The organism is Bradyrhizobium sp. Ash2021 (genome assembly GCF_031202265.1).
Classification (GTDB): domain Bacteria; phylum Pseudomonadota; class Alphaproteobacteria; order Rhizobiales; family Xanthobacteraceae; genus Bradyrhizobium.
Genome location: NZ_CP100604.1, coordinates 4408481 through 4431768, shown reverse-complemented (window position 1 = coordinate 4431768; position 23288 = coordinate 4408481). Strand labels below are relative to the sequence as shown.

Here is a 23288-nt window from a genome sequence, read left to right as displayed (position 1 = left end):
GCTCAGTTATTCGGCGGGAGATCGATCGGGTTGTTTTGCTTGCCGGTGTTGAATTCAAAAATCTTCCGGAGCACGCCGGGCGCCATCGCCGAAATCGGATTGACGCGCAGCAACGGCTGGCCGGGGGTACCGACCACTTCATAGGTCACGCCGATCAGGCCCTCATTGCTGCCGCCGCCGAGGAACAGGCCAATGACCGGAAGCTGGCCGAACATGTTGTTCAGCCCGTACATCGGAACGAAGGTGCCGCTCATGCGCACCGAATTGCCGCTATAGTCGATGCTGCCTTCGATGGTGGCGCCGATGGTCGGCCCCTTGACGACGCCGTCGCGGATCGTCAGCTGCCCGCTTTGCCGGGTGAACCCCGCGCGCAGCGCCGAGAACGCCACGCCGTTCTGCACGCCCACCGGTCCGCCGGCGGCGACGCGATCGAGTTCGGGCACGCCCTTGACCGTGAAGTTGCTGATATTGATCATCCCTTCCTTGGCGGTGGGTTCAACCGTGGGCGGCTCCATCGCAAGCGCAAGCTGCCCACCGATCACCTTGGAGTAGGTGTCGGTAAAGCGGAGGAATGCGCCGGCATCGTCGGTCTCCAGGACGATCACATCGCGTCCCTGTCTTTGCGCGCGGCGCAAGTCTGCCGCGACCGGCGTATCGCGACCGACCTTGCCATTCAAGGTAAAGCTCTTGATCACGCCGCTGCGCCGCGACATCTTGGCATCGACGCTGCGCAGCGCTTCGCCGTTGAAGCCGGCGACCGCCCCGAGCTTGAGATCGACATCGATGTCGATGTTCTTGGTCTTGCTCTTGGGGTCGGCTTCCTTGCCCGAGATCGCCGATTTGAGGAAGCCGCGGCCATCGAACACGTCGCCGCGCATGATGACCTTGACGACGCCGTCGGGGCCACGCTCGGCTTTCAGCGAGGTCTTGTCGCCTTCCGAGGGCGCATAGGTCGGGAAGTTCGAATTCAGGAGATCGCCGTTCTGGTCGACTTCCAGCGATCCCTTGATCGAGGCGCCGCCGCCATCGATGACGATATCCTGGAAGAGGGTCGATTGCGGTTTCTGCACCACGTTGAAGGTCGCTTTTCCCGACTTGCCGGGCACCTTGACCCAGCCCGGCAGGATATTGTCGAGCTTCAGCGAGGTGAGGTCGGCCTCGATGCCGAGCTTGCTATCGTGATCACTGCTGCCGCTGATCTTGCCGATCACCTTGACCGGGATGGCGCCGCTTATGGCCGGCCCAAGGTCGAGCCCAAGCCGCGCGCGGCTCGCATCGTCGAGCGTCGCCTGCAGTTTGACATCCGCGTCGCCCTCGCTCGGCTTGCGATAATCCAGTGCGGCCGGTTGCCCGTTGATCTTGACGTCGCCCTTGACCTGATAGCCGGCGTTGCTGGCCAGAACCTTCAACGTGCTGGCCTCGAGCTTCTGGTTCATCACGAGCTTGTCGGCGGCAAATCCGCCGAGATCGGCGCTGACGGTGTAGGTGGTGTCGGCCTTGGTCAGCTCGCGCTTGACCGGCAGGCCGAGCGTGACGATCGCGGAAACCGTTCCCTTGCTCGAATTCGGATCGATCAGAGTGCCGGAGAATTCGCTGAGGCGGTCGGAGGCGAGAATTTCAGCCGCGGCCGGAACGGTGCCTTCGATCTTGAACTTCACTTTTGCCGGCGCGGGCTTCGGCGCCATGTCGGGTACTTCGAAGGTAAAATCGGAAATCACCAGCTTGCGCCCGGCGGGCGTATCGGCCGTGCCCTGCCCGATCGTCACCGTCGCGGTGCGCCCGGTCACCCGTGCCTTCAAATCGGCATCGCGGACCGATGGCATTTCGTCGACCGGCCGCACCGTGACGCCTGACGCCACGATGTTGACGGCGAGACCGTCGTCCGGGATCGGGGGACCTTTGCGCGAAAGGTTTCGCACCGGCGAATTGACGCCGATGTCGATGCGCTGGAGCGTGCCGCGTTCAATCCGATCGATCACCCATTCGCGCACCTCGGGCACGATCAGGATCGGCCACATCCGCTTCAGGGCGGAGGCCGACATCGGCGTTCCCGCGAACCCAAGCTGCAGGCGCGGCTCGCCCGAATAGTCGATACTGCCGGTCCCGGCGACGCCGATCTCGCCGTTGCTGATATCGGCCTGGGTCAGCAGCACGCGCTTCTTGTCGGTGTCGAAGCGCAGCCCGATCGCAATGCGGTTGAAGATCAGCGGCTGTTCGTTGTCGTTGCCGGCCAGCACGATGGTGCCGCCGGAGAAACCGGCCTGCCAATCGGTGACGCTGTCGTTCGGCGGCTCGAGATGGGCGAGCAGCGTGATCCGGTTCGAACCGGAAATGATCTTGAAGGGAGCCACCAGCACCCGCCGTCCGGCATCCCATTCGACGTTCATTTCCGCCGAATCGATCGCCATCGGATAATCGGGCGTATCGCTGTCGATGATGTGGCCCGCGCCCGCAGTGATCTTGCCGCGGAAATAGGTCGGCAAACCGTCGCGGCCAAGCTCGCCCTTCATCTCGCCGGAGAGCGGCAAATCCGCGCTGTAGGTGACATCCTTCAGCCGCATCGCCAGCAGGATATTGGCGCTCGGCAGCTTGTCGGCGCGCAAATCGACCGATCGCACGCCGTTGGCCTGGGGCCCCACCAGCACCCGCAGTGACCAAGGACTGGCGCCTTCTTCGCCAAGGCTCAGCGCCACCCCGCCGCCGCTCGGCCGGCGCAGGCTGAGGCTGATATTGTCAAAGGTCCATTTGTTGCCGCGCTGCTGATCGTCGACGACAAGGTTGCCGTTCTTCAAACCGATTTCGTTGAGGTTCTGTCCGTCGAGGCCGGTCAGGCTGAGGCTGTCGAGCCAATCGAGCCCGGCCAGCAGCCCGTTTTGCGTGGTGTCGGGAGTGGCGGCCGCCGCACCGGACGGCGCATTGGGCGACGCGGCACCGGGCGCAAGCGAGCCTGGGGTCTGGCGCGGGAATGTCGGCGCAATACCCGCCTCCCGCTTTGAGGCGACACCGGTAGCCAGTGGTTTTGCGGTGTCGCCGGCGGACACCGTCACCTGGCCATCCGGCGTGATCCGCACCGCGAGTTCGGCATCCACCAGATTGAGGCTCTCGGCACGCAGCCGTCCCATCAGCAGCGCGGTGCCCGACAGTCGCACTTCGGCTTTTGGCGCACTCGCGACGATGGCGTGGTCACGGTCCCGGACGACGATGTCGCGGATACGCACCGCGATCCGGATTTTGCCCGCACGCTCGATCTGCGTACCGCCGACCTCGACCGTATTGCCGTGACCGATATTCTCCTCGATCGCCGCCGCCAGCCAGGGCGTCGCCACGTCCAGATTGATGGGTCCTGCTCCGAGCCGCCACCACAGCCCGCCGAAGCAACCGCCGAAGATCACGGCCAACACCGCGATCACGACCGCCAGGCGTTTGACCCAGCGTTCGCTGCGGATCCATCGCCGCACCGTCGAGATGCTGTCGCCGAACCGGTGCAAGCCTGAATTGGAGCGGGATAATAGCCGTCGCGCGCGGTGACACGCCGCCTCGTCGTGGTCCTGATCCCAGCCGGCCTCGTCTTCCCATTGGGAGACATTGCCCTCAGCATGCGGATTCGACCCTTGGGGCGAAGTATTCCTAGCCATTGCCTCTCGGTGCCGGCGCAGAGGTTGATCGCCGCCAAGGGCGCGCCCGTCGATCTCTCTCGAGCGCTCCTGTGCCGGCATCGCTGCCAATCCTCGATTAATACTGTTACTCGTCCTCGGGCCCAAGAACTCAATCAACAACGCGATCAAGGGCCTCTTCAACGAGCGGACGGGTGGTGCGTCGAATTCCTTGTAACCATACTCCGGGATCATCAAACTTGCCCAGCGATCGGAGCGAATCCGGGCGTCCGGGACGAGACCCGCATTACCCTATTGGTTGATCCGCGGAAAGCGACGAAAGGAAGGCGTATGTCCAAGAAAACGCGCAAGAAATCCTCCACGAAACCGTCCAAGACGATCGCCAAGAAGGCCGCCCAAAAAGCGACCACGGCCAAGGCCGGCCGCGGTGGCTCAAAGGCGCCGGCCAAGAAGCCCGCGGCAAAAGCCGGCAAGGCGGTGGCAAAGAAATCAGGCAAACCCGCTACGAGCGCTTCGGCAAAAGCCTCGCACACGCCGGCGTCGAAACCGTTAAAATCCGAGCAATCCGCTTCACCAAAATTGGCCATGGAGGGCGCGAAGGCCCCCGCCTTCCACTTGCCCCGCGACGGCGGCGATCAAGTCTCGCTCGCGGACTATGCCGGCAAGAAGCTGGTGCTGTTTTTCTATCCCCGCGGGGACACGCCGGGCTGTACCCGGGAGGCGATCGACTTCACCCGATTGAAGGCGGCCTTTGCCGAAAGCGGGACCGAGGTCCTGGGTATCTCGGCCGACACCGTCAAGGCACAAGAGTCCTTTAAAAGCAAACATGAACTCTCCGTTCCTCTCATTTCAGATGAGCAACATGAGATGCTGGAGGCCTATGGTGCTTGGGGTGAAAAATCCATGTATGGCAGGACCTTTCTTGGAATACTTCGGACCACGGTTCTGATCGGCGCGGATGGCCGGGTTACCCGGATCTGGCGCAACGTTCGGGTCGACGGCCATGCCGACGAGGTTCTGGCGGCGGCCCAAGCCCTTTAAGCGTCTTGCTGGACGGGTTCCCTGAGGCGAACCGTTATCCACGTCACTTGAAAACGCTCCAATTTACCGGGTTCCATTTCCGGAAAATTAACCATGAGGGGTTCAAATCGGCCGCGCAGAATTAAGCCGTACGGAGCTCCTGTCCGACCGGCGCGGGAGTGCCGATGTCGTACCGTTCCGGTCATCATTCCGAATATCACCAGCACCATCACCACCCCCAGGACCATGGCCGGGTGTCCCCTCGCCGCGCGGTAGCGCACGCCTCGTCCGCCGCCTCGGTCCAAGAGCGCAACGGTTACGCCATCGTCCACGCCGGCAAGCAGGTCCGGTTCGGCCCGGTCGTGTTCTGGATCGTGGTCGGCACGGTGACCGTACTCGGCATGTGGTCGGCGGCAACCGCGACCTATTTTGCGTTTCGCGACGACGTCTTGACGCGGCTGATCGCCCGTCAAGCCGAGATGCAATATGCCTACGAAGACCGCATCGCTGAATTACGCGCCAAGGTCGACCGCACCACCAGCCGGCAATTGCTCGATCAGGAACAGTTCGACCAGAAGCTCGACCAGATCATGCGCCGCCAGACCGCGCTGGAATCCCGCGCCACCGCCCTGGGCGCCATGCCTGATGCCATGGTGACCGGATCGATCCGGCCGTCGGCGCGCGGCGCAACCAACGATACGTCCTCGACAGCGACGCCAAAGCCCTCCCCGATCAGCGACACCGTAATCTTCGTCGCGCCGCCGGATCGCGAGGCGCGACTGGAATCTCGCGCGCCGCTGATTGCCAACCCGCAGCCGAACCAGTTCGCGAAGGTTCAGGGCGGCGTCGACAACGTCCTCGTCCGCCTGCAGACCTCGCTTGATCAGGTCGAGCGGCGCCAGATCGCAGCGCTGAGTTCGGTCGAAGACGGCATGGAATCGAAAGTGCGCCGGATGCGCGGGGTCATCACCGATCTCGGCCTCGACATGGCGCAGCTGGAGGCCGCAACGCCGCGCGCCGGCGTCGGTGGTCCCTTCGTTCCGGTCAAACTTACGGCCAACGCCGGGCCCTTCGAGCGCCAGCTTTACCAAATCAACGTCACCCGCGCCCAGGTCGATCGACTCAACCGGACGCTGGCGCTGGTGCCCTATCGCAAGCCTGTTGTCGGCGAGGTCGAATTCACCTCGGGCTTCGGCGTCCGCAGCGATCCCTTCCTAGGCCGGCCCGCCATGCACACCGGCCTCGATTTCCGCGCCGCCATGGGCGATCCCGTGCGCGCGACCGCGAATGGCAAGGTGGTCTCGTCAGGATGGGCGGGCGGCTATGGCCGCATGGTCGAAATCGACCACGGCAACGGGCTGTCGACCCGCTACGGCCATCTGTCGCAGATCAACGTCAAGGTCGGCGACCTCATCAAGATCGGACAGGTGATCGGCGAGGTTGGCTCGACCGGCCGCTCCACCGGTCCGCATCTGCACTATGAAACACGGATCGACGGCGACGCGGTCGATCCGCAAAAGTTTTTGCGCGCCGGCGTGCGGCTCAGCGCGGGCTAGATCCGAAAACGCCGGGCTGGCTTACCGCGTGGCGTCGTGGCCGACCTCGCCGGTGATCACGTCGCCGAACAACTCCCAGGCCTCGCCGTTGAATTTCATCAACTGCATCTGCTCGATCGGAAAGTAGTCGTCCGGCGAGGTGTTGATCATGATGCCCGGCAGCATCAGCTCGGAATGGAAATTCTTCAGGTTCGCCGCCTGCTTCATGACGTTATCGCGCGTGAGATTGTCGCCGCACTGCTTGAGAACCTGCACCATCGCCTCCGACTCCACATAGCCATAGAGGTTGTTGGCGTTGGTCTTGTCGCCGTCGGGATAATATTTGTCCATGAACGCCCGCCACTTCAGGACAGCCGGGTCCTTGTCCCAGGTCGGGTCGGTCGGATCCTTCAGATAGGCCGTCGAAATGATCCCCTTGGAGTATTCGAGTCCCGCCGGCTTCAACACCGAGGCAACCGAGGTCGCGGTATTGGCGAGGAAGAATTTCGGCTTCCAGCCGAGTTCGCCGACTTTGCGGATCGCCTGCGCCGATCCCTTGGGCGCCGCCCAGGAGAAGAAGATATCGGCGCCGGAATCGTGCAGCGCGACGATCTGCGAATCGATCGAGGGATCGCTGACCTCATAGGACTTGTCGGCGATGATCATGTTGATCTTGTCGCCGAGCCCGTCCTTCAGCCCCTTGAACTGGTCCTTGCCGGCGTCGTCGTTCTGCCAGAACACCGCGATCTTGCTGTTTGGGAAATGATCGATGATGTATTTCGCGTAGATTCGCCCCTCGCTCTGGTAGTTGGGCTGAAAACCCATGGTCCAGGGGAAGTTTTTGGGATCGCCGAATTTGGTGCCGCCGGAGGCGACAAAGAGTTGCGGCACCTTCTTGGCGTTCATGTATTTCATGATCGCCGAATTGGACGGCGTGCCCAACGGCTGGAAGATCAGCAGGACCTCGTCGCTTTCCACCAGTTTGCGCGCCTGCTCGATCGCTTTCGGCGGGCTGTAGGCATCGTCATAGGTGATGAAATTGATTTTGCGGCCGCCTATTCCCCCCTCCGCGTTGATCATCTTGAAGAAGGCTTCCTCGGACTTGCCGATCACGCCATAGGACGAGGCGGGCCCGCTATAGGGCATGATGTTACCGATCCTGATCTCGGTGTCGCTGGCGCCGGGATCATACTTCTTCTGCGCGCTGGCCGCGGTCGCGATCAGCGCGGCGGCCGCGAATGTCGCAACGGCGGCTAAATGTCTCGGACGTCCCAGCATCGTTCTCTCCCGATTTTTCGTGCTTATTTTGCGCCAAGTTTCGCAAGTCGCGCGGATGCTGGCAAGCATCGACTTATTTCGCCCGGCGAAACAGCATTGTTGCCCGCCGCCAAGTGTGATTGATGATCTGGGGAATCCTACCATTCCATGGCGGTTGGAATTGAAAAGTCGAATTGTTCCCCGACATCCCCGGCTCGGAGCTGCTGGGTTTCGCTTCGCGCGCTGGCTAGCACAGCGAACAATGGGCGCCGCTGGTTTTCATCAGCTCGGCTCGAAGTTCGCCGACCACCGGTTGGCGCGCGTGCGCGAAAAACTTCGCCGCGGCGAGACCGTGTTCCTCGCCGGCCTTGGGCTTGCAGGCACGCACAATTCCGGTGTGGCGCTGGTTGCGGTGACGCAAGCGAACGGCCCGCGCCTGATCGTCAACAACGAGGAAGAGCGCTTCTCAGGCAACAAACACACAACGGAATATCCGCGTCAATCGATCGATGCGATGGTTGCGACGCTCCGCGCCGCCGGCCGCGACATCGATGATATCGATGCGTGGCTCACGAGCTGGGATTATCCCTCGCTTGCCGGCACCCTGACGCGCTCGATGGTGGAGGAAATACCGCAAAGCCTCAACCTGGCGCGCGTCAGCGACGCATCGGCTTTCGACCGCCGCCGCCTCGAGCAGATGACACGTTCGCCCAAAATCCTGGCGCGGCAGCTCAGGCTGGCCAAGCCGCTGCCGCTGATCTGCATGCCGCATCACGGCAATCATGCCTGGTTTTCATTTGCGGCCTCGCCGTTTGCCGATGACGGGGAACCGGTTGCCGTCGCCGTGCTGGACGGCACCGGGGACGTCGGCTCAATCTCGCTTTACGTCGTCGAGAAGGGCGAGATGCGGCAGCTCTATTGCAACAACAGCATGTTCGATTCACTCGGCATGTTCTACAGCGTGATTTCGTCGACACAGGGCGGCTGGACATGGCTTTCCAGCGAAGGCCGGTATATGGGTGCCGCTGCCTGGGGCGACATGAACCGCGCCAGCAATCCCTATTACGCACGGCTGAAAGACGTCCTGCATCTCGGCAGCAACGGCGAGGTGCGGCTCAATCGCGCCATGGCGAACTGGCACTGCGAACCCGACATCAATCCCTACAAGTCGCCGCTGATCGATATTCTCGGCGAACCGCTCAAACCCGACCAGCTCTGGAATCCCGACGCGATGCTTCGCGTCGAAGACATCGAGCATCGTCCCGACACCAGGGATCGCCTCGACAAGGCGGCGGCGACCCAACTGGTCTTTGAAGACGCGATCGTGCATGTCGTGGATCACCTGTTGCGCACGACAGGCGCGAACCGGCTGGTGCTGACCGGGGGCGTCGCGCTCAACGCCATCGGCAATATGCGGTTGCTCGAGCATTTCGATCAGGCATGGTTTGCCGAGGCGCAGCAGCGCGACGCCCGCCTGCATCTGTGGGTGCCGCCGGTGCCCGGCGATCCCGGCGTGACCATCGGCGCCGCCTGGCTGTTTGCGCATCTCGCCGGCGCGCCGCGCGGTGCGCCGATGACGCATGCCTTCTACTGCGGTCTGCCGCCGTCGCAGGCGGACATCACGGCGGCGCTGAAAGCCGACGACGTCGCCTCACAACGCGTTGGCGATGTCTCGACGCAAGATGGCCGCGATGCCATCGCCGATCTGATGGCATTCATCGTCGCGCAGAGCGGCGTGGTCGCGCTGTATCAGGGCGCGGCCGAGACCGGCCCGCGCGCGCTCGGCCATCGCTCGATCCTCGCCAACCCCTGCGACCCCAACGCACGCGAACGGCTCAACGAGCGCGTCAAATACCGCGAAGCGATTCGGCCGCTGGCGCCGATGGCGACGCTGGAAGCCGCCCAACACTATTTCGATCTGCTGCCGGGCGCCGCGGACGCCGATTACAACGCCTACAATTACATGGTGCTGACCGCACAATCGAAACCGCATGCGCGCGACAAAATCCCGGCGGTCATTCATGCCGACGGCACCGGCCGGATCCAGATCGTGCGCGCCGACGACGATCCCCTCACCCACGCCTACCTGAAGGCGCTCGGCCGTCACATCGGCGTCGAGATGTCGGTCAACACCTCCTTCAATGTCGCAGGTCCGATCGCACAGACGCCGAACCAGGCGATCGATACCCTGCGCCGGTCGAAAGGCCTCGATGTCGTGCTGCTGGTCGCGCGCGACGGCGCGGTCCACGCGGCCTGGCACGGCGGCGAGCGCGACAGCGGCCGGTTTACCGGCTGGCTCGCGGAATGGAAGAGCCGCCCAAAGTGAGGGGACGATCGCCGGTAAGGTTGACGAGTTAGCTTAACCGGCTACTTCGATTGCACCGTGACGGCGGCGCGCTATCGTGGGCTACCGGATATTTTCATCATCCGAACTCGCATTAGCCAAGTGAACGCGCGCGATGCACGCCGAAAGCCAGGAACGGTTCCGAATATTGAACCTCAGTCCGAAGCCTGCCTGGGCCGAGGTCTGGCATCTCTGGAAGATCGTCATTCCGCGGCGATCCATCACCGGACGATTGCTGACCGGCCGGGTCTGGCGGCGCTTCGACGGCCGCCGCTGGATCTACAAGAAGTTCACCGAATATTCGGACTGAGCTTGAGGAACGCGACCACACGCCCATCGATCAGCAGCATCACCAGCATGACATTGGTCGCGCCGGAACGCCGCAGGATCTGAAAAAACACGAGTAGGCGAGCGCGGTCGCCCCCCGATTCACGCGTTCGCGATGCGACTATTTCGGTTGCGACACGATCTCGATCATCTTGCCTTCGTCGTCGTCGGGCATCTGTGCCTTCGCGCGGGCATAGGCTTCGACGGCAGCACGTCCGAGCAGCGGCGCCTCTGCCAGCAGGGCCTCGGCCAGTTTCACCGCATAGGCCGCGTCCTTGTGGCGAAGCGCAGCCGTGAACGACGCGCCCGAGAAATCGCGCGCCACCATGCGCCTGGAGTGACGGATCACCTGCGGGCTGGCCACCGCCCCGGTTGCCATCGCTTCCGCCACCAGCTTCATGTCGAGCCCGGCCTGCTCGGCCATCGCAATGCCTTCGGCGAGGCTCGCGATCTGCACCGCGCCCATCAGATTGTTGATCAGCTTGTAGACCGTCCCGCTGCCCACGGCGCCGAAGTGCCGGATCACGTTGCCGATCGGCGCGAGGTAAGGCTTTGCCGAATCGAGATCGGCGGTATCAGCGCCGACGAGCAACGTCAGCTTTCCGGTAGCCGCCGCTTCCGGCAGGCCCGTGACGGGACAATCGATATAGACCAGACCGCGGCCGCGCAGTTCGCGCGCCATATCGAGCGCATGCTGGTACGACACGGTCGAACATTCGATCGCGAGCGTGCCTGCCTTCATCGTCGCGGCCGCGCCGTCCTTGGTCAGCCAGACCGCTCGCGACGCCTCGTCGTCGGCGACCATGGTCACGACGGCGTCGGCATCGATTGCGGCGTCCTCCGGCGATGTCGCCCATTGCGCGCCGCGGGCGATCAGATCTTCCGCCTTGGCCTTGCTGCGATTCCACACCGCGACGGTGAAGCCGGCGTCGAGATAACGGCCGGCCATGCCGTGGCCCATGCGTCCAAGACCGATGAAGGCAACCCGCGTCATGCGCTAATCCACATCCTCGACCGCGCCGGGCGCGGTGCCGAACGCGCGTTGCGCCAGGGTCGCGGCCATGAATTCATCGAGGTCGCCGTCGAGCACACCCGACGTATCCGACGTCTGCACGCCGGTGCGCAGATCCTTCACCATCTGGTAGGGCTGCAGCACGTAGGAGCGGATCTGGTGGCCCCAGCCGATATCGGTCTTGGCCGCCTGATCGGCGGCGGCCTGTTCCTCGCGCTTCTTCAGCTCGATCTCATAAAGCCGGGCGCGCAGCATGTCCCAGGCTTGCGCCTTGTTCTTGTGCTGCGAGCGGCCGGCCTGGCAGACCACCGCGACGCCGGTCGGGATATGCGTCAGCCGCACCGCCGACTCGGTCTTGTTGACGTGCTGGCCGCCGGCGCCGCCCGAACGCATGGTGTCGGTGCGCACGTCGGACTCGGCGATGTCGATCTTGATGCTGTTGTCGACCACCGGAAAGATCGCCACGCTCGAAAACGAGGTGTGCCGGCGCGCGTTGGAATCGAACGGCGATATCCGCACCAGCCGGTGCACGCCGGCTTCGGTCTTCAGCCAGCCATAGGCATTATGGCCCGAGATCTGGATGGTGGCGGATTTGATGCCGGCTTCTTCGCCCTGGGTTTCTTCCAGATATTCGATCTTGAAGCCGTGCTTCTCGGCCCAGCGCGTGTACATGCGCAGCAGCATCGAAGCCCAGTCCTGGCTTTCGGTGCCGCCGGCGCCGGCATGCACTTCCAGATAGGAATCGAACCGGTCGGCCTCGCCCGACAGCAGCGCTTCGAGCTCGCGGCGGGCGACTTCCTTCTTGAGCGCCTTCAGGGCGGCCTCGGCTTCGGCCACCACGCCCTCGTCGTTCTCGGCTTCGCCGAGCTCGATCATGCCGATATTATCCTCGAGCTCGCGCTCGACCTTGCCGATGCCGGAAAGCGCGTCCTCCAGCGAGGTGCGCTCCTGCATCAGCTTCTGGGCCTTCTGGGGATCGTTCCAGAGATTGGGATCTTCGGCGAGCTTGTTCAGCTCGGCCAGACGCGCCGTGGATGCATCGACGTCAAAGATGCCTCCTCAGCAGCCCGACCGACTGCTTGATCTCTTCAACAAGGCGTTCGACTTCGGCGCGCATGGTGGTCTCTGATCTGCGGCACAAGCCGCCAGTACAAGTGTGCGAGGGATGTAGCGGCGGTGGCCGCAAAGCGCAATCGGCTAATACAATCCGCCGGTTCCGGGACGCATGATATTGCCGGCATCCGGCGTCTGCGCCGCCGGGACGCGGCCGTCCGCATCGGCTACCCCAATGACCGAGTAATTATCCGGTGGCGCCGTGCCCGGCTTGAACGCCTCCAGAATGGTCCGGCCTCCGTCGCCGGGACCCGCGCGCATGCCGCTCTTGGCGTCGACCCGGACCAGCTTGATTCCGGCGGGGACCTTGAACGGGATCGCCGGCTTGTCGGCGAGCGCGAGCTTGAGGAAGTCGCGCGCGATCGGTGCCGCGAGATGGCCGCCGGTGGCGGCGTTGCCGTGGCCGAGCGGACGCGGCTTGTCGAAGCCGAGATAGATGCCGACGACGATATCCGGCGAGAACCCGACGAACCAGGCGTCCTTCGCCTCGTTGGTGGTGCCGGTCTTGCCGGCGATCGGCTTGCCGACTTCCTTCACCGCGATCGCCGTGCCGCCCTGCACCACACCTTCCAGCATCGAGGTGATCTGGTAGGCGGTCATGGGATCGAGCACCTGCTCACGGCGGTCGACGAGCTGCGGCTCGGGCTGATTCTTCCAGCCGCCGGGCGCGTCGCAGCCACGGCACTCACGGGCGTCGTGCTTGAATATCGTGTGTCCGTAACGGTCCTGGATCCGATCGATCAAGGTCGGCTTCACGCGACGGCCGCCATTGGCGAACATCGAATAGGCCGTGACCATCCGCATGACGGTGGTTTCGCCGGCGCCGAGCGCATAGGACAGATAATTCGGCAGTTCGTCGTAGACCCCAAATCGCCTGGCGTATTCGCCGATCAGGGGCATGCCGATGTCCTGCGCCAGCCGCACGGTGACGGTGTTGAGCGACAATCGCAACGCATTGCGCAGCGTGGTCGGGCCCTGGTATTTGCCGGATGAAAAATTCTCCGGGCGCCAGACGCCGGCGCCCTGCCCTTGGTCGATTTCGATCGGCGCGTCGACCACGACGGTCGAGGGCGTGTAGCCATTATCGAGCGCCGAGGAATACACGATCGGCTTGAACGACGAACCCGGCTGCCGATAGGCCTGGGTCGCACGGTTGAACTGGCTCTGGTCGAACGAGAACCCGCCGACCATCGCCAGCACGCGGCCGGTCCAGGGGTCCATCACCACCATCGCGCCGGACACTTCCGGCAATTGCCGCAACCGGTATTGTCCGTCGACCGGATTGCCATCCTTTCCGAACAACGGATCGGCATAGATCACGTCGCCCGGCGCCAGCACTTGCGACACCGCCGTCGGCGTCCTGCCCTTTGCCGGCCCGGCCGTTGGCTTGGCCCACCTCACACCATCGAGCGTGATGATGCCGGTCTGCCGTTCCTTCGAAACGGCGCCGCCCAGTTCGCGGCCGGGCTGAAAGCCGATCCGTGCCGACTGATCGCTGGTTTCCAGAACCACCGCCATCCGCCATGGCGAGATGTCCGCGAGCGATTTGACGTCGGCAAGCTTGACGCCCCAATCGCCTGCAACGTCGAGTTTGCTGACCGCTCCGCGCCAACCCTGCGCCTCGTCATAGGTGACGATGCCGGCGGCCATGGTCTTGCGCGCCATCACTTGAATCTTCGGATCGAGCGTGGCCCTGACCGACAGCCCGCCCTCATAGAGTTTCTTCTCGCCGTAGCGCTCGAAGATGTCGCGGCGGACTTCCTCGGCAAAATACTCGCCGGCAAAAATATGAGCGCCGTTGGCCCGGTTGGTCACCGTCAGCGGATCCTTGCGGGCCTTGTCGGCGTCGGCCTGCTTGATCCAGCCGTTTTCCAGCAGACGATCGACGACGTAGTTGCGGCGCTCGATCGCGCGATCGCGGTTCCGGACCGGATGCAGCGCCGCGGGCGCTTTCGGCAGCGCCGCCAGATAGGACGCCTCCGCGACCGTGAGTTCGTTGACCGACTTGTCGAAATAAACCAGCGACGCGGCCGCGATGCCGTAGGCGCCGAGGCCGAGATAGATTTCGTTGAGATAGAGTTCGAGAATGCGGTCCTTTGAATACGCACGCTCGATGCGCATCGCCAGCAGGGCTTCCTTGATCTTGCGGGCGAACGAAACCTCGTTGGTCAACAGGAAGTTCTTGGCGACCTGCTGGGTGATCGTGGAGGCACCCTGCGGCCGGCGGTTGGAACCGTAATTCTGCGCGTACAGCACCGCCGCGCGGGCCATGCCGGAAAAGTCGATGCCGCCATGCTCGTAGAAGTTCTTATCCTCAGCCGCCAGGAACGCGTTGATGACGAGTTTTGGGACCGCCTGGATCGGCAGATAGAGCCGACGCTCCTTGGAATACTCGCCGAGCAGCGCTCCGTCCGACGCATGCACGCGCGTCATCACCGGCGGCTCATAATCCTGAAGCTGCGAATAGTCCGGCAAATCCTTGGAAAAATGCCAGATTGCGCCCGCCACGCCAGCGACGCCGACCAGGAACACCACGGTTCCGGCGGCGAACAGGAAACCCAAGAACCGCACGAGCAAGCGCATTATCGAAGTTCCGTTCCAACCCTTGCGCCGCAATTCCGCGGCGTCTGCCCTAGCGCGAAAGCCCTGCCCGGCGACACACCGCAGCACAGGCCGATAATACATGAGCCGACGGACAATATTGGCCGATTCCAAAGGCCCGGCGGTGGTTTTCTATACCGTTGCCGCTGTGGCCAAACTAGGGCTTCCGGCATTGGTGCGCTCTCTTTTCATTTCATTTGGCCGGCCCAGCGATTGCCAGAGGTTTGGCGAAAAACGTGTCAATCGCCTGGGCCATCGATCCGACCGTCCTAGTCCGCCAGTTCTCCGACACCAGATGTTCGAGATCGCCCTTGTTCGAGACATAACCGAGCTCGACCAGGACCGACGGCACGTCGGGGGCCTTCAGGACCCGGAAGCCTGCGGATTTCAGCGGGTGCTTGTGCATCCGCACCGTGCTCTTCATCTCGCCCATCAACGTGCGCGCGAACCGGTTCGAGAAGGTCTTGGTTTCGCGCTGCGCCAGATCGATCAGGATGTCAGCGACTTCGGTCGGCTCGTCCGACAGGTTCACCCCGCCGATCGCGTCGGATTTGTTCTCCGCCTCCGCCAGCCGCTCGGCTTCGGCGTCGGAGGCTTTGTCGGACAAAGTATAGATCGTGGCGCCCTGGGCATCGCCCTCGCGACGCGGAAGTGCGTCGGCGTGAATCGACACAAACAGCGCCGCCGACTGGTTGCGCGCGACCTTGACGCGGTCGTTCAGCGGAATGAACGTGTCGTCGGTGCGCGTCATAACGACGCGATACTTGCCTGATTTCTCGATCCGATCGCGCAGCGCCAGGCCAAATCCCAGCACCAGGTTCTTTTCGCTTTCGCCACTCGACTGGGTGCCGTTGTCGATGCCGCCATGGCCGGGATCGATCACGATCAGCGGGCGCGAATCGGGCGCGGCGGGCTTCGTCGCCTCCGGTGTGACCACGGCGGCGTTGGCATCCGCGATCGCCGGTCGCAGTTCGGGCCGGTTCTCGGACGCAAGGGTCTGGACGAAGGCGGTCCGGTCCACCTCTTCCAGCTCCAGCACCAGTCGCGGCGGCTGGTCGTTGGCCGCCTCCAGCATGGTGGAATCGGTGATTTTCGCTGGGCCCGTGAGATCGAACACGATTCGCGAGCCGCCCGGCATCACCAGGCCGTAGCGGAACGCCTTGACCAGCCCCCGGCCCCCGGTTCCGGTCCCGGCCGGGAGCTGGAAGGTGACCTGCGGGATATCGACGACCACGCGATACGGATCGGCCAGCGTAAAGGCCCGAAACTGGATGGTTTTGTCGAGATCAAGGACGAAACGGGTCCGTTTGCTGTCGCCGGCCAGGCGGGCCTCCGAGGCGACCGGAAAACTCGATGCCACGGCAGGCCCGGCCGGAGCCGGGCTCAGTGCGGGAGCCTCAGCCGCGCTTGGGGCGATCGCCGGCGCGCACAGCAATGCTGCGACGCACAACAGGCCGCCTCCCAGCAAAATACGTTGATTTGCGCGGCTCGCCAACGATTCCGTGCCTCCGAGCAGACCCATTACCGGATTAGAACCGCAGGGTTAATTGATCCTTAACGCGCCGGCGGCGAAAAGGTGCGAGTGTTGCCGCGCTGCGACGCTTCCCTTGCACGTGCGACCCAATCCACGTATGTACGGGGGGCTGACGGCTAATACTCCCGGTTGTGTCGCGTTCAGCCTCCCGGTGCAGCGCCGGAACCTTCGAAGCAGAAGATTCCTGCGTCTTTCCCGATCCCTCCACAGCCAGCGCTGCGCGCGGCTGCCAAGGAGTGACGGTTTCGAGCCCGAGTGGCGTCCGGTCCCAGGCACACTCTCGCCCCAGGGACGGTTTAAGACACGGCAGAACTGATTATCCGGACCCCGAAAAGGTCGGATATGCGATGGCCGGCGGGCGCTTTGGCGCCGCGCCGGGGCCTTCAGCGATTAACAAGGCGGTACTCTTTCGCCGCCAACATGTTCAGACGGGCCGACGCTTGATGCGCCAGACTGTGTTGCCGACCAAGATCCACGGAACGATCGCACTTCCGCGAGGCGAAAGCCTCGCACGTCGTGTCGCTCCGGGACCCCGTTCGGCATGGCGCCCAGGTTTGCGTTTTGGCCTTCCCCTCACCCCCGAATCAGGTGGACCGTCGCGTCACCGGGCCGCGCATCATGCGCGCGCCTTGCACCGCGCCCGCCGCCGTCAAGAGCCCCAAAATGCCCAACAAGATGTTGATCGATGCCACCCACCCGGAAGAGACCCGGGTCGTTGTGGTCCGCGGCAATCGCGTCGAAGAATTTGATTTCGAGACCGCCCAGCGCAAACAACTGCGCGGCAATATCTACCTCGCCAAGGTCACGCGGGTAGAGCCATCGCTGCAGGCAGCCTTCATCGAATATGGCGGCAACCGCCACGGCTTCCTCGCCTTCAGCGAAATCCATCCCGACTATTACCAGATACCGGTCGCCGACCGTCAGGCGCTGATCGAAGCCGACGAGCGCGCCCATCGCGAGGCCGAGGAAGAGAGCGAGAACCGCTCCTCCAACCGCCATCGCGGCCGTTCGCGCCATCGCAATGCCCGCCGCCGCGGCAATGGCGACCGCGTCCAGAGCGAGGTGGTGGAAAACGCCGCCGTCGATCACTCGCAGGTCCCTCAACCCTATGAGGGCCAGGAAGGCCACGGACACGAAGGCCTGCACGCTGAACATTCGCACGTCGAAGAGCCGCACGGCGAACATCATGACCACGAAGGTCATGAGCATTCGCACGAGCATGATCACGACCACACGCAGGATCACGAATATGCCCACGATGGGCATGATCACGCGCAGGACCAGGGCACCGAGACCCACACCAGCGAGACACTGGCGGCGGTAACCCTGCCCGATACGGCCGCTGTCGAGGCCGCCGTGGCGGAAGCTCACGAAGAAGAGGAAGAAGAGCACGCGCATCATGACGAGCATGCGCGCGAAAACGCGGCTCACGCCGACGACGCGCCGCATGCCGAAGATGGCGGCGCCGAACCCCACGAGCATGCCGGTGAAGCGCACGCCGCCGCGCCGCACGATGAGCATGCCGCCGCGAATGGCGAGGAACATCACGACGACGAGGACGAGGAAGGCGAGGATGCCGAAGAGGAACTCGTCGAATCCGTCGGCGGCGACGACGTGCTGGAAGAAGTTCCGGAACGCGCGTTCCGTCCACGCCGCCAGTACAAGATCCAGGAAGTCATCAAGCGCCGCCAAGTGATGCTGGTTCAGGTCGTCAAGGAAGAGCGCGGCAACAAGGGCGCGGCGCTTACGACCTATCTGTCGCTGGCCGGCCGTTACGCGGTGCTGATGCCCAACACCGCGCGCGGCGGCGGCATCAGCCGCAAGATCACCTCGGCGCAGGATCGCTCGCGCCTGAAGGAAGTGGTGCAGGATCTCGACGTGCCCGAAGGCATGGGGATCATCCTGCGCACCGCCGGTGCCTCGCGCACCAAGCCCGAAATCAAGCGCGACTTCGAATACCTGATCCGGATGTGGGAAACCGTCCGCGACATGACGCTGAAGTCGCAGGCCCCTACCCTCGTCTATGAGGAAGGCTCGCTGATCAAGCGCTCGCTGCGCGACCTCTACAACAAGGAAATCGACGAGATCCAGGTCGCCGGCGAAGCCGGTTATCAGGAAGCGCGCGACTTCATGAAGATGCTGATGCCCTCGAACGTGCGGGCGGTGCGGCAATATCGCGACGGCCAGCCGCTGTTCTCGCGGATGGGCGTCGAGAGCCAGCTCGATGCGATGTTCTCGCCGACCGTGCAATTGCGCTCCGGCGGCTACATCGTCATCAACCAGACCGAGGCGCTGGTCTCGATCGACGTCAACTCCGGCCGCTCGACCCGCGAACATCACATCGAGGACACCGCGCTCAAGACCAATCTCGAGGCGTCGGAAGAAGTCGCTCGCCAGTTGCGCCTGCGCGATCTCGCGGGCCTGATCGTCATCGACTTCATCGACATGGACGAGAAGCGCAACAACCGCGCAGTCGAGCGCAAGCTCTCCGACTGCCTGCGGCAGGACCGCGCGCGCATCCAGGTCGGGCGCATCTCGCATTTCGGCCTGCTGGAAATGTCGCGCCAGCGCATCCGCGCCAGCGTGCTGGAGAGCTCGACCGAGCCCTGCGCGCAATGCGGCGGCAGCGGTCATGTCCGCTCGGTATCGTCGGTGGCGCTGCAATTGCTGCGCGGCATCGAGGAAATCCTGATGAAGGGCGCGACCCACAATCTTGTGGTGCGCACCCGGACCGACGTCGCGCTCTACGTCCTCAACCACAAGCGCGGCCATCTGCGCGATCTCGAAAACGCCTTCAAGGTTTCGCTTGCGGTGGTTGCCGACGCGACCGTGAGCGGCCAGCAGTCGTTCATCATCGATCGCGGCGAACAGGTGCACACACTGGAAGCGGCCAAGGCATTGCTCGCGGCGCAAGCCGCAGCCTCGCCGCCGCAGGTCGAGGAAGCCTATGACGACGAGGAATCGTTCGATATCGAAATCGAATCGGAAATCGAGACCGAAGAAACCGAAGGGCTGACGGAGGATGCCGCGGCTGGCGAAGAAACCGGCGGCGAAACCGAGGGCGACGGCCACCGGCGCAAGCGGCGCCGGCGTCGGCGCGGCCGCTCCGGCGAGGCGCGCGAAGGCGGCGCGCCGCGTGACGAGAACGAGGCCCCGCGCGTGGTGCCCGAAATGGCCGCCGATGGCGCGGTTGCCGACGACGGCGAGTCCGACGAGGAAGAAGCCGACGAACAGCCCGGCTTCGCGCGCAGCGAACAAGGGCCCAATGGCGAGCGGCGCCCGCGCCGCCGCGGACGCCGCGGTGGACGCCGCCGGCGTGGCAACGGACCGGAAGACGGTCTGGTTGGATCGATCGCGGACGAACTCGGGCCGACATCGGCGCCGGAGGCGACCACGGCGGTTGCCGATTTCGACGGCGTTTCGCCTGACCCGGCGCCCTCGCTGGTGCACCCCGAGCCGGTGTCGCAGCCGCCGCAATGGCAGCCTGCCGAGCAGCCGCACGCCCAGCCCGAAACCGTCAGCGCGCCCGCGGCGGAAGAGACCGCCCAGGAAGCCGACCGCGCCGCCGCGCGACGGCGCTCGACCGTGCGCGAGAAGGTCAGCTTCCTGACCAGCGCCCCGAGCGATGCGCCCGCACCACTGGTTCAGAGTCAGCCCGAGCCGCCCCCTGCGGCAGCTCCCGCCGACCCCGTTCCGGCGGCAACCAGCGACACCCAGCCGCGCAAGGCGGGATGGTGGTCGCGCCGTTTCGGCGGCGGCGAATAAGGATCCAGATCAAAACAAAAACCGCCCGGCAAAACCGGGCGGTTTTTTATTGGCTCAACACGATCGTCAATCGGTCGTGAGCGCGGTCTCCATATCCGATGGATCGACCTGCTTGTTGAGACTGGCATGCAGCCTGTCGCGATCGAGTTCGCCCTCCCACCACGACACCACCACGCAGGCAACACCATTGCCGCACAGATTGGTCAGCGCCCGGCATTCGCTCATGAACTTGTCGATGCCGAGCACGATGGCCATGCCGGGCACCAGACGCGGATCGACGACGGCCAGCGTCGCCGCCAACGTGATGAAGCCCGCCCCCGTGATGCCGGACGCGCCCTTCGAGGTCAGCATCGCGACCAGCAGGATCGTGATCTGCTGGCCGAGGGTGAGATCGAAACCGAGCGCCTGCGCAATGAACAACGTTGCCAGCGTCATGTAGATGTTGGTGCCGTCGAGGTTGAAGGAATAGCCGGTCGGCACCACCAGACCGACGACCGACTTCGAACAGCCGAGCCGCTCGAGCTTTTCCATCAGCGAAGGTAGCGCGCTCTCCGACGATGAAGTGCCGAGCACGATCAGGAGTTCGTCCTTGATGTAGGCCAGGAACTTGACGATCGAGAAGCCGACGATCCGGGCGATGACGCCGAGCACGACGAACACGAACAGCGCCGCCGTGAGGTAGAACGTCGCGATCAGCCCCATCAAATTCAAAATCGCGCCGGTTCCGAACTTGCCGATGGTGTAAGCCATCGCGCCGAAGGCTCCAATCGGCGCCGCCTTCATGACGATAGCGATGACACCGAACACCGCGTGAGCAGCATCATCGACAAAGGCACGTATGGTATGGCCGCGCTCGCCAAGGGCCATGATCGAGAAACCGAACAGGATCGAGAACAGGAGCACCTGGAGGATTTCGCCGGTCGCAAAGGCGCCGACCACGGTATCTGGAATGATGTGCAGGAAGAAATCGACGGTCTTCTGGGCTTCGGCCTGCTTGGCGAATCCGGCTACCTTGCCGGCGTCCGCCAGGGCTCCGCCAAAACCCGAGCCGGGCCGCACCACGTTGCCGACGATGAGCCCGATCAACAGCGCGAAGGTCGAGACGATTTCGAAATAGACCAGCGCCTTGACGCCGATGCGGCCGACCTTCTTGGCATCCTGAATATGCGCGATGCCAGATACCACGGTGCAGAAGATGATCGGCGCGATCACCATCTTGATCAGCTTGATGAAGCCGTCACCGAGCGCCTTGATCCAGTCGTTAGTCGCAAGATCGGGCCACAGCCAGCCCACGAGGGCGCCGAGCGCGATGGCGATCAGCACCTGAATATAGAGAACCTTGTACCAGGGCTTTGCCGGTTTCGCAGCACTCACCGGTGCGCCGCTCGCAATCGTTGCCGCCATGATGTTACTCCCCCCTCAGAGATCGCTGATTTGTTCCGCCGCGTTTGCGCGGCGTCGTCCCACCCTGTCTAGCCAAGAGCCATTGGCCCAACGGTGTCAATGGCGTTGGTCGCGCGCCCGGCGGTCCTGGCCGCGACGAACGAGCACACGCCTGATCGCCGGTACGAGCGCAGCAGATTGACCTTGGCCGACAGGGTCAGCAGCGCGGTTCCCAGCGCAACCAGAATGACGCGGCGCATCACATCGGAGATTCCGCCGGCACGCTGCGGCCACAGCAAGGCGGCAAGCGGAAAATGCGCGGGTACAACGGGCGCGGGCATCGTTCTGACGGACAAAGCATATCTCCGGATAAGGGTTTCTCGTGTGCGGGTGGCGCTAGCCGAGCCAGCGCGCGATGCGCGCGACGGCTTCGCGCATCTCGTCGGCCGAGCGCGCGTAGGAAAAGCGAATGAAGCTGCGGCCGTGGACTGGATCGAAATCGACGCCAGGGGTGGCCGCGACGTGGGCCTTTTCCAGCATCCGGCTGGCGAACTCGAAACTGTCGGACGTGAAGTCCGAGACGTCGGCATAGAGATAGAACGCGCCATCGGCCGGCAGGAATTTGGTGAGGCCGGCTTTCGGCAGGCCGTCGATCAGGATGCGGCGGTTCTCCTGATAGCCGCGCTTGATCGCTTCCATCTCTTCGCGGCCTTCGAACGCGGCTTCGGCCGCGATCTGCGACAGCGTCGGCACCGAGATCGACAGGTTCTGCTGCAGCCGTTCGATCGGCCGCACCAGCGGCTCCGGCACCACCATCCAGCCGACCCGCCAGCCGGTCATGCAGAAATATTTCGAGAACGAGTTGATCACCAGCGCCTGCGGCGAAAGCTCGGCCGCGGTCACGGCCGGAAATGCATAATCGAGACCGTGATAGATTTCGTCGGAAATGAACCGGATGCCGGCGCCTTCGGCGGCCGCCATCAGGCTCGTGAGCGCCTCGCGCGACATCATGGTTCCCGTCGGATTGGCGGGGCTGCCGACCAGCACACCTTTCAGCGGCGCCTTGCGATGTGCGGCCAGCAGGGCCTCGCCGGTCAGCGCATGGCGGGTTTCGCTCGAGGTCTCGATCAGCACCGGCTCGCAGCCGAGCGCGGTCAGGATGTGGCGATACGGCGGATAGCCGGGCACGGTGACCGCGACCCGGTCGCCCGGCTCGAACATCGAAAGAAACGCCAGGATGAAACCGCCGGACGAACCGGTGGTGACGACGACGCGCTCGGCATCGACCTGACAGCCATAAGTATCGCGGTAGTGCCGGGCGATACGCGCGCGCAGCGAGGGAATGCCGAGCGCGGACGTATAGTCGATCCTCCCGTCCTGGAGTGCGGCCTGGGCGGCCGCGATCGCAACCCCCGGGGCCGGCGCCGCCGGCTGCCCGACTTCCATGTGAATCACGTGGCCGCCGGCCGCCTCGATGCGGGCCGCCGCCGCCATCACATCCATCACCATGAAGGGTGGAACATCGCTCCGTGCCGAGGGGGTCAGCAGGTATTTTGCACGGTCTCTGAGTGTCGCTTCGAGCATCGATATCTGCTATCTGAACGGCTGCCGCCGATTTCACGGGTCCTGCACCGGTTACCGCCCCAGACTGGCCGCATTCGGTGGCTCCTTATAGCGTTTTCAAGCGAAGTGGATACCGGTTCGCGTGAAGAAAACACGCCAAAACAACAGACTGGGGTCGGATTCTGATCTAACAAGCTCGCTCCATCAGGACCGATCCGGC

Annotated in this window: 15 protein-coding genes; 5 read left to right on the top strand and 10 right to left on the bottom strand. The window is 64.0% G+C overall.

Annotation, left to right across the window (positions count from 1 at the left end):
• Nucleotides 1-2 precede the first annotated feature (2 nt).
• Nucleotides 3-3716 (bottom strand): DUF3971 domain-containing protein, encoded by a 3714-nt coding sequence (locus NL528_RS21010; RefSeq protein WP_309184566.1) that lies wholly within the window; start codon nucleotides 3714-3716, stop codon nucleotides 3-5.
• 228 nt (nucleotides 3717-3944) lie between these two features.
• On the opposite strand from NL528_RS21010, the gene NL528_RS21005 reads away from it, so the two are divergent.
• Together NL528_RS21005 and NL528_RS21000 are read left to right on the top strand one after the other, a co-directional pair.
• Entirely contained in the window at nucleotides 3945-4655 is a 711-nt protein-coding gene (locus NL528_RS21005) for a peroxiredoxin (RefSeq protein WP_309185001.1), read from the top strand.
• Nucleotides 4656-4819: 164 nt separating this feature from the next.
• Entirely contained in the window at nucleotides 4820-6190 is a 1371-nt protein-coding gene (locus NL528_RS21000) for a M23 family metallopeptidase (protein ID WP_309184565.1), read from the top strand.
• Between the two features lie 21 nt (nucleotides 6191-6211).
• Here the strand turns inward: NL528_RS21000 and NL528_RS20995 are convergent, their stop codons facing one another.
• The gene (locus tag NL528_RS20995) at nucleotides 6212-7447 is read right to left on the bottom strand and encodes an ABC transporter substrate-binding protein (protein ID WP_309184564.1); all 1236 of its coding nucleotides are present in this window, start codon (nucleotides 7445-7447) and stop codon (nucleotides 6212-6214) included.
• Nucleotides 7448-7688: 241 nt separating this feature from the next.
• On the opposite strand from NL528_RS20995, the gene NL528_RS20990 reads away from it, so the two are divergent.
• Together NL528_RS20990 and NL528_RS20985 are read left to right on the top strand one after the other, a co-directional pair.
• A complete protein-coding gene (locus NL528_RS20990) occupies nucleotides 7689-9752 on the top strand; it encodes a carbamoyltransferase C-terminal domain-containing protein (RefSeq protein ID WP_309184563.1) in 2064 nt (687 codons plus the stop codon).
• A 133-nt stretch (nucleotides 9753-9885) separates the two neighbouring features.
• Complete coding sequence (locus tag NL528_RS20985) at nucleotides 9886-10080, top strand: hypothetical protein (protein WP_309184562.1); 195 nt, start codon at nucleotides 9886-9888, stop codon at nucleotides 10078-10080.
• A gap of 138 nt (nucleotides 10081-10218) precedes the next feature.
• Here the strand turns inward: NL528_RS20985 and NL528_RS20980 are convergent, their stop codons facing one another.
• From NL528_RS20980 to NL528_RS47140, 5 genes are all read right to left on the bottom strand, one after another.
• Nucleotides 10219-11091, bottom strand: a complete 873-nt coding sequence (locus tag NL528_RS20980; protein WP_309184561.1) for an NAD(P)-dependent oxidoreductase — start codon at nucleotides 11089-11091, stop codon at nucleotides 10219-10221.
• 3 nt (nucleotides 11092-11094) lie between these two features.
• A protein-coding gene (prfB, locus tag NL528_RS20975; RefSeq protein WP_309184560.1) for a peptide chain release factor 2 occupies nucleotides 11095-12226 on the bottom strand; the annotation gives its coding sequence in 2 pieces (ribosomal slippage) (nucleotides 11095-12156 and nucleotides 12158-12226; 1131 coding nt in all).
• Nucleotides 12227-12306: 80 nt separating this feature from the next.
• Complete coding sequence (locus NL528_RS20970; RefSeq protein ID WP_309184559.1) at nucleotides 12307-14805, bottom strand: penicillin-binding protein 1A; 2499 nt, start codon at nucleotides 14803-14805, stop codon at nucleotides 12307-12309.
• Between the two features lie 211 nt (nucleotides 14806-15016).
• Entirely contained in the window at nucleotides 15017-16318 is a 1302-nt protein-coding gene (locus NL528_RS20965; RefSeq protein WP_309184558.1) for an N-acetylmuramoyl-L-alanine amidase, read from the bottom strand.
• Nucleotides 16319-16930: 612 nt separating this feature from the next.
• Nucleotides 16931-18049, bottom strand: a complete 1119-nt coding sequence (locus NL528_RS47140; RefSeq protein ID WP_375144034.1) for a hypothetical protein — start codon at nucleotides 18047-18049, stop codon at nucleotides 16931-16933.
• Here NL528_RS47140 and NL528_RS20960 point away from each other — a divergent pair.
• Nucleotides 17972-20122 carry an Rne/Rng family ribonuclease gene (locus NL528_RS20960; RefSeq protein ID WP_375144033.1) on the top strand — a complete coding sequence of 717 codons (2151 nt, stop codon included), beginning with the start codon at nucleotides 17972-17974 and terminating at the stop codon, nucleotides 20120-20122. The genes NL528_RS47140 and NL528_RS20960 overlap by 78 nt on opposite strands.
• Nucleotides 20123-20188: 66 nt before the next feature.
• On the opposite strand, the gene NL528_RS20955 is transcribed toward NL528_RS20960, so the two are convergent.
• The 3 genes from NL528_RS20955 to NL528_RS20945 all read right to left on the bottom strand — a co-directional run bounded on the left by NL528_RS20955 (nucleotide 20189) and on the right by NL528_RS20945 (nucleotide 23089).
• Nucleotides 20189-21526 carry a dicarboxylate/amino acid:cation symporter gene (locus NL528_RS20955; protein ID WP_309184556.1) on the bottom strand — a complete coding sequence of 446 codons (1338 nt, stop codon included), beginning with the start codon at nucleotides 21524-21526 and terminating at the stop codon, nucleotides 20189-20191.
• Nucleotides 21527-21594: 68 nt separating this feature from the next.
• A complete protein-coding gene (locus NL528_RS20950) occupies nucleotides 21595-21861 on the bottom strand; it encodes a hypothetical protein (protein ID WP_309184555.1) in 267 nt (88 codons plus the stop codon).
• A 40-nt stretch (nucleotides 21862-21901) separates the two neighbouring features.
• A complete protein-coding gene (locus tag NL528_RS20945) occupies nucleotides 21902-23089 on the bottom strand; it encodes an aminotransferase class I/II-fold pyridoxal phosphate-dependent enzyme (RefSeq protein ID WP_309184554.1) in 1188 nt (395 codons plus the stop codon).
• Between the last annotated feature and the right edge of the window lie 199 nt (nucleotides 23090-23288).